Here is a 6657-nt window from a genome sequence, read left to right as displayed (position 1 = left end):
TTCCAGCCGGGCGCGGGCTTCGCGCACTTCGCGCGTCGGGTCCAGCGCCCTGGCGGCAGCGGACACGGCCCGCATTGCGCCGCGCTCGAGCCGTGAGTTCGGCAGGTAGACCGCGAACAGGTAGACCAGGCTGCCCAGCAGCGGGAACGCGAACAGGATGAACAGCCAGTACAGCTGCTGGCCCGAGCGGACCACGTGGTAGGCGCAGAAAAGCGCCAGCAGGATGTGCAGGCCCAGGCCGGCAAATGGCATTTGAAGACTCCCTCGATGGCCTGCGCGCCGAGCGCCGGGGCCTGTATTCATGGTGGTGGGGGCAGGTCTGCGCCTGCCTGAATCCGTGCGCGTTCCGCGCATGCGCGCGAGACGGCCGCGATTTTGCGGCATTCCACCACCTGCGCCGATCCCCAAGCCGAGGGAGGCCTGGCCGGCGCCTGGTTCAGCGCAGCGGCGTGCGCGCCAGCCGCTTGGCGTTGGCCACCGCCTTGCGGTGCACCGGCCGCAGGCCCTGGCCCAGCACCGAGAGGGCTGCACCGTGCATCTGGCTGGCCAGCGCGCCCATCGAGGCCTGGCCCCAGCCAGCGGGCGACCACATGCCCATCACCGAGGTGGCCAGCGCCTGCTGGGTGCGAATGCTTTCCATGGCCATGGCCGACCAGGAGGCAAAAAATGCCGTGCTCTTCTCACTCATCATCTGGCTCATTTCACGCTGGTCGCGCGCCGAAGGCGACGGGCCGGCCAGCGCCATGCGGGTCAGGCGGTGCGCCATCACCTGCGGCACGGCCATGGCCAGCTCCGCGGACTGGGTGGCCAGGGAGTGGGTCTTGCGACTGTGGCGGGTGTTCATGGCGGCGGCTTTCTGGAGTGGGCGGGGCAGCGCCCGGTTCAATGCATGCTATGCCATCGCCGCATGGGCTGCTGGGCGAGATGAACCGGCGCCAGGCTGCCATGGCAAGCGGCGGGCCGGCGGCGGTTGTGCCAGCCGCCGAAGTGCCAAGCCAGCCTCACACGTCCAGCCGGAAACCCAGGTCCAGCTCGCTCGCTGGCACGCCCCGCAGCCCCCAGTTGTCCATCGGTGGCTCCTGCAGCACGATGGCCACGTCTGCCGGTGCAATGCCCAGTTCGCCAAAGCGGCGGGTGATGGCCTGGTAGAGCACACGTTTGGCGTTCAGCGAGCGGCCAGGGAACATCTGGATCTCGACCAGCGTGTAGTTCTCGGTCTTGGGCGGCGCCACCGAGAAATGCGCCGGCGAGTGCTCGACGTAGCGAATCTGCCTGTCATCTTCCGGCACCTTCAGCGCCTCGCGCAGGGCTTGGTACACAGCCTCGATCAAGGCTTGCACTTCCTCAGGGGGCCGGCTGCGGCGAACTTCGATCTTGGCGAATGGCATGTTGCGAGACAGCGCGAAGTTGTGATGCGCCCGGCATGTTGGCTCATTTTTTGTTGACGTGTGAGGCGCCTTCCTACAGCCGGATGCGGCGCGCAGGTGGCGGCGAGTGCCCGGTGGCTGGCCAGAATGCCGGCATGAGCATCGTGCCAGCTTCCTTATCGACCCTGGGCACGAACCCGGAGGTCAGCGCGTTGCCGCTGGCTGTGGTCCTCAATCCGCGCTCCGGTCGCGAGCCTTTGGCGCAGCGACTGTCGGTGCTGCGTCGGCTGTTCGCCGAGGCGGGGCGGCAGCATGCGTTTTTCATGGCCGAGCGGGGTGCGGACCTGCCCAGGCAGGCCGCGCTGGCGCTGGGCTGGGCCAAGGCGCGCCAGGGGGCCGTGATCGCGGCCGGCGGAGACGGCACGATCAACGCGGTGGTGCAGACGGTGCTGCCCAGCGGCCTGCCGTTTGGCGTACTGCCGCAGGGCACCTTCAACTACTTCGGCCGGGCGCATGGCATTCCGGCCAACACCGAGCAGGCGGCTCGGCGGCTGCTGCAGGCCCAGCCGCGGCCCATCCAGGTCGGCCTGCTGAACGACCGCGCTTTCCTGGTCAATGCCAGCCTGGGCCTTTACCCGCGGCTGCTGGAAGACCGCGAGGCCTACAAGCGGCACTATGGGCGCAACCGCATCGTGGCGCTGTTTGCCGCGCTCGCCACGGTGCTGAGCCGGCGTGGGCAATGGCTGATCGAGATCGAACAGGGCGGCCAGCGCCGCAGCGCGCGCACCAGCACGCTGTTCGTCGGCAACAACCGGCTGCAGCTGGACCAGGTCGGCATCGAGGAAGGCGCGCTGCTGGACCAGGACCGGCTGGCCGCGGTGATGGTCGACCCGGTGGGCCCGCTGGCGCTGCTGGGCCTGGGGCTGCGTGGTGCGCTCGGCCGGCTCGGTGGTTCCGACCACGTTGGCAGTTTCGGTTTCCGCCAGCTGACTGTGCGACCCGCGCGCGGCAGCGACAAGGCGCGGCTCAAGGTGGCGATCGACGGCGAGGTGATGCACATGCAGACGCCGCTGGTCTTCCGCGTCAGTCCGCAGCCCCTTCGGTTGCTGTGGGACGGCCAAGGGCCGGCGTCATGATCGTCCCGACATGACCGTCTTGTTGCAGATTTCCGACCCGCACTTCGGCACCGAGGTGCCTGCGGTGGTCGCCGCGCTGCAGCGCTTCGTGCACCAGCTGGCGCCGGACGCGATGATCTGGTCCGGCGACATCACGCAGCGTGCGCGCCGTGCGCAGTTCGAAGCGGCGCGCCTGTTTGCCGACGGGCTGAACGTGCCGCAGCGCCTGGTCATTCCCGGCAACCACGACATCCCGCTGTTCAACCTGGTGGCGCGCGTTGCGTGGCCCTACCGCGGCTTCGAGCGTGCGTTCGGCGCGTTGCCGGTTGCGCCGCTGGCGCTGCCCGGCGCGTTGATCATCGGCGTGAAGACAACGCGGCGCTGGCGCCACAAGCACGGGCAGCTGTCGGCCGAACAGGTGGCCGAGGTGGTCGTGCAGCTGCAACAGGCCCGGCCAGGGCAGCTGCGCGTCGTGGTGCTGCACCAGCCGCTGCATGTGGGCGAAGGGCATGACCACAACAACCAGATCCGCGGCGCGGCGGCGGCCATCGAAGCCTGGTCTGCCGCCGGGGCAGACCTGGTGCTGGGTGGCCACATCCACCTGCCTTACCACTGCCAGGTGAAGGACGGCGTGCGGCCGCTGTGGGTGGTGCAGGCCGGCACCGCGCTGTCGTCGCGGGTGCGGGCCGGTGCGCCGAATTCGGTCAATGTCCTGCAGCATGACCCGGCGCGGCTGCCCGGCTTCTGCTGGCTCGCGCGCTGGGACTACAGCGCCGAGGCCGACGAGTTCAAGCAGCTGGAGCGGGTGCCACTGGCGCTGGACCGCGGCGGTCGCAGCATGGCGCCGGTCTGATCAGGCCCGGCGCTGAACCAGCAGCCGCAGCGCCAGCGCACCCAGCACAACACCCATGAGGTAACGCTGCACCGCCAGCCAGACCGGCCGCGCGGACAGCCACACCGAAATGCGCGCGGCCGAAAGCGTCAGCAGCAAATTGACCGTCGCGCCGATCAGCACCTGCAGCGTGCCGAAGGCCAGGCTTTGCGCCAGCACCGAACCGTGTTCGGCCGAGACGAACTGCGGCAGCACCGAGAGGTAGAAGATCGCCACCTTGGGGTTCAGGATGCTGGTCAGCAGCCCCATGGTGAACAGCTTGCGCGGCGACTCCTCTGGCATGGCGCTTGGCTGAAACGGCGAAGACGCGCCCGGCCGCAAGGCCTGCCAGGCCAGCCACAGCAGGTACAGCGCGCCGCCGAGTCGCAGCAACTCGTAGCCCATGGGCACCGCCAGGAAGAGTGCGCTCAAGCCGACCGCAGCCGAGCACATGTGCACCGTGAAGCCCAGCACCACGCCCAGCCAGGAGGTCACCCCGGCGCGCCGGCCCTGGCACAGCGAGCGCGACACCAGGTAGGCCATGTTCGGCCCGGGCGTGAGCGCCATCAACAAGGCGGCGCCGGCGAACAGCATCAAGGTGGCGATGGGCGGCATGGGGCAGGCTTCTCCGTCGGGTGGCTGGCGATCATCGCATTGCGACCTTGGCTTCGCTGCCAGGCTTCAAGGCTCGCCGTCCCAGTAGTCCAGCTCGTCGCCGCGCCGCCGCGTGGCCTCGAAACTCGTTCCGGCGTCGGTCGACACGTCGGCCTGGAACTTGTCCGAATCCGGGTATTCGCAGACCTCGACCTTGCAGCGGTTGCTGATCGCCAAGTAAGCCAGCGGCTGGTCCGAGGTGTTGATGATCTGGTGCGGGTACTCGGGGCCGGGTGGGATGAACACCACATCCCCTTCGACCAGCGGCAGCATCTCGCCGGCCACCCGCAGCGTGCCACTGCCCGAGACGATGATGAACATTTCCTCCTCGGCATGGTGCAAGTGGTAAGGCGACGCCCGCTTGCCCGGCGCCACCGTCACCACCGACAGGCCCAGCCCCTGCGCGGCCGTGCCCCGCGCCAGCCGCACGCTGTGGCTGTCATACAGTGGCTCGCGCACGCGGTGCTGCAACTCGGCTTGGCGGAAGTTGCGGATCAGCTTGCCGGCCAGCGCGGTGGCCGCCGAACCGTCATTCGAGTTGCCCATGGGTTCTCCTGATTGGGAACCGGCATTGGGCCACGAGGCGCGCGGCCGTCAAAGCGCTCAGGGCGACTTCACAGGCAGCGCGACGTGGGCCAACACGTCACCTGTGTCGAGGTTGTAGATCGCCAGCGAGGTTGCGTCTTGGAGTCGTCGCAGTTCAACCTGCACCTCAAGGTCCAGGGCATATTCGTCCTTTGTGCTGAGTGGGCTGCTCGCTTCGTGCGTGCCGATGTTCAGCGTGACGATGCCGTTATGCGGGAGACCGATCCACGGCGCAGGGAAGTCACCGTTGCGATAGAAGAAGTCACGCACCTTGATTCGCAGGTGATCACTCTCTGCCGTGACCGAGACGCCGCGTCCGGTGTTCGCGTCAGGTTTTCGCTCTTTGAATGACAGCAGGTGCACGCCCGTGGCAAAGGTGAAGGTGTTGGCATCTGGCCGTGTGTCGGGTGAGCAGGCGCTGACCAGGATGATGAAGGCCAAAGCGAGCCAGTTTCTGCCCCGCAGACATGGCGCAATGGATGGCGTTGGCCGATGGGCAGGAGCGGGTGGCATTCGTGGAGCCTACCTCGCTGGCCAATGTTCAAGAAGCCTTGTTCCGCTCCACGAGTTCGTCCACCACCTTCATCGCCTGCCGCACGTCCGCACCAGTCTGCTGGCGGTGGCAGCGCATCGCTTCGATGCGCTGGCCGGCGGCGGCCAGGGCTTGGACTTCGGCGGAGGGGCGGGCTGGGTCGCCCTTGGCGGGCATGCCGAAGATGGACAGCAGGTCGTCCATCCTGGCTTCGATGCGGTGCAACTGCGAGATGATCCACAGGATCATGGCCAGGGCGGAAAGGGTCAGCAACAGCTCGAACGACATCGCGGCCTCCAAGAAGCAAATTCGTGGAGGCGAAAGGTAGCTTTGGGCTCAATCGGGGGACATCCCCCTGAAGGGGGCGAGGACCCCGTGAATTTTCCCGTCGGCGGCGTTACACCGCCCCGGTCACCCGCCAGATCGCGTTGCCCACGTCATCTGCCACCAGCAGGCCGCCGCGTTTGTCGACGGTGACGCCGACGGGGCGGCCTTGGGCCTTGCCGTTGCGGTCCAGGAAGCCGGTGAGCAGTTCGACCGGGGGGCCGCTGGGCTTGCCGGCCTGGAAGGGGACGAAGATGACCGAGTAGCCGGTGCGGATGCGGCGGTTCCAGGAGCCGTGCAGGCCGGCGAACATGCCGTGCTGGAAACGGTCAGGCAGGGTGGTGGCGCCTTCGGTGGTGCACAGGCCCAGCGGGGCGACGTGCGAGCCGAGCGTGTAGTCGGGCTTCAGCGCGCGCGCCACCATGTCGGGCCGCTGCGGTTTCACCCGCGGGTCCACGTGCGGGCCGTGGTAGCTCCAGGGCCAGCCGTAGAAGCCGCCGTCCTGCACCGAGGTGAGGTAGTCGGGCACCAGGTCGTCGCCGAGTTCGTCGCGTTCGTTGACCACCGTCCACAAGGTGCCGGTGGCGGGTTCCCAGACCAGGCCGTTGGGGTTGCGCAGGCCGCTGGCGAAGATGCGGTGCTCGCCGTTCTTCAGGTCGATCTCCCAGATCGCGGCCCGGCCGGCTTCGTTGTCCAGGCCTTTTTCGCCGACGTTGCTGTTGGAGCCGACGGTGGCGTAGAGCTTGTCGCCGTCCTTGCTGGCCAGGATGTTCTTGGTCCAGTGGTGGTTGATCGGTCCGCCGGGCAGGTCGCTGACCTTGACGCCGGGCTGGTCGATCGCGGTGCTGCCTTCGATGTAGGTGTAGCGCATCACCGAGTCGGCATTCGCGACGTAGAGCTGGTCGCCGACCAGCGCCATGCCATAGGGCGAATAGAGGTTGGCGAGGAAGACGCGGCGGGTCTCGGCAATGCCGTCGCCATCGGCATCGCGCAGCAGCGTGATGCGGTTGGCGCTGGGCGTGCCGGCACCGGCGCGCGCCATCACCAGGCCCATCACGAAGCCCTTCAGGCCGCCGCCAGCACCTTCGCCCTTGGGTGGCGTGCTTTCGGCGACCAGCACGTCGCCGTTGGGCAGCACATAGAGCCAGCGCGGATGGTCCAGTCCCTTGGCGAACGGCCGCACCTGGGTGCCGGGTGCGGCCTGCGGCT

At 68.2% G+C, this 6657-nt stretch carries 9 protein-coding genes and 1 pseudogene; 2 read left to right on the top strand and 8 right to left on the bottom strand.

Annotated features, from left to right (window positions below; translation table 11 throughout):
- From FKP22_RS16955 to FKP22_RS16945, 3 genes and pseudogenes are all read right to left on the bottom strand, one after another.
- Positions 1-252 (bottom strand): annotated as a pseudogene (locus FKP22_RS16955) (PLDc N-terminal domain-containing protein); the annotation flags it as partial.
- 184 nt (positions 253-436) lie between these two features.
- Positions 437-844 carry a polyhydroxyalkanoate granule-associated phasin gene (locus FKP22_RS16950; protein ID WP_141288634.1) on the bottom strand — a complete coding sequence of 136 codons (408 nt, stop codon included), beginning with the start codon at positions 842-844 and terminating at the stop codon, positions 437-439.
- A 157-nt stretch (positions 845-1001) separates the two neighbouring features.
- Positions 1002-1388 carry a tautomerase family protein gene (locus FKP22_RS16945; protein ID WP_141288633.1) on the bottom strand — a complete coding sequence of 129 codons (387 nt, stop codon included), beginning with the start codon at positions 1386-1388 and terminating at the stop codon, positions 1002-1004.
- A gap of 134 nt (positions 1389-1522) precedes the next feature.
- Between FKP22_RS16945 and FKP22_RS16940 the strand changes: the two genes are divergently transcribed.
- Together FKP22_RS16940 and FKP22_RS16935 are read left to right on the top strand one after the other, a co-directional pair.
- On the top strand, positions 1523-2503 hold the full coding sequence (locus FKP22_RS16940) for a diacylglycerol/lipid kinase family protein (RefSeq protein WP_141288632.1): 981 nt from the start codon (positions 1523-1525) through the stop codon (positions 2501-2503).
- Between the two features lie 10 nt (positions 2504-2513).
- A complete protein-coding gene (locus tag FKP22_RS16935; RefSeq protein ID WP_141288631.1) occupies positions 2514-3335 on the top strand; it encodes a metallophosphoesterase family protein in 822 nt (273 codons plus the stop codon).
- Here the strand turns inward: FKP22_RS16935 and FKP22_RS16930 are convergent, their stop codons facing one another.
- The 5 genes from FKP22_RS16930 to FKP22_RS16910 all read right to left on the bottom strand — a co-directional run.
- Positions 3336-3968: a LysE family translocator gene (locus tag FKP22_RS16930; protein ID WP_141288630.1), complete on the bottom strand. Its 633-nt coding sequence runs from the start codon at positions 3966-3968 to the stop codon at positions 3336-3338.
- Between the two features lie 66 nt (positions 3969-4034).
- Complete coding sequence (locus FKP22_RS16925; protein WP_141288629.1) at positions 4035-4553, bottom strand: cupin domain-containing protein; 519 nt, start codon at positions 4551-4553, stop codon at positions 4035-4037.
- Positions 4554-4610: 57 nt separating this feature from the next.
- Entirely contained in the window at positions 4611-5033 is a 423-nt protein-coding gene (locus tag FKP22_RS16920; RefSeq protein WP_141288628.1) for a hypothetical protein, read from the bottom strand.
- Between the two features lie 100 nt (positions 5034-5133).
- Positions 5134-5412 carry a hypothetical protein gene (locus FKP22_RS16915; protein ID WP_141288627.1) on the bottom strand — a complete coding sequence of 93 codons (279 nt, stop codon included), beginning with the start codon at positions 5410-5412 and terminating at the stop codon, positions 5134-5136.
- A gap of 109 nt (positions 5413-5521) precedes the next feature.
- Positions 5522-6657, bottom strand: a 1136-nt coding sequence (locus FKP22_RS16910) for a PQQ-dependent sugar dehydrogenase (protein ID WP_141288626.1), incomplete at its 5' end; no start/stop codon positions are given.

Source organism: Ideonella azotifigens, from assembly GCF_006519715.1.
Classification (GTDB): domain Bacteria; phylum Pseudomonadota; class Gammaproteobacteria; order Burkholderiales; family Burkholderiaceae_C; genus Ideonella; species Ideonella azotifigens.
This window is presented reverse-complemented; position numbering and strand designations above follow the sequence as displayed.

Excerpts from the sequence above, each read along its gene's own strand:
- FKP22_RS16925 (WP_141288629.1), bottom strand. The coding sequence starts at position 4,553 with ATGGGCAACTCGAATGACGGTTCGGCGGCCACCGCGCTGGCCGGCAAG.
- FKP22_RS16930 (WP_141288630.1), bottom strand. The coding sequence starts at position 3,968 with ATGCCGCCCATCGCCACCTTGATGCTGTTCGCCGGCGCCGCCTTGTTG.
- FKP22_RS16935 (WP_141288631.1), top strand. The coding sequence starts at position 2,514 with ATGACCGTCTTGTTGCAGATTTCCGACCCGCACTTCGGCACCGAGGTG.
- FKP22_RS16950 (WP_141288634.1), bottom strand. The coding sequence starts at position 844 with ATGAACACCCGCCACAGTCGCAAGACCCACTCCCTGGCCACCCAGTCC.
- FKP22_RS16945 (WP_141288633.1), bottom strand. The coding sequence starts at position 1,388 with ATGCCATTCGCCAAGATCGAAGTTCGCCGCAGCCGGCCCCCTGAGGAA.
- FKP22_RS16940 (WP_141288632.1), top strand. The coding sequence starts at position 1,523 with ATGAGCATCGTGCCAGCTTCCTTATCGACCCTGGGCACGAACCCGGAG.
- FKP22_RS16915 (WP_141288627.1), bottom strand. The coding sequence starts at position 5,412 with ATGTCGTTCGAGCTGTTGCTGACCCTTTCCGCCCTGGCCATGATCCTG.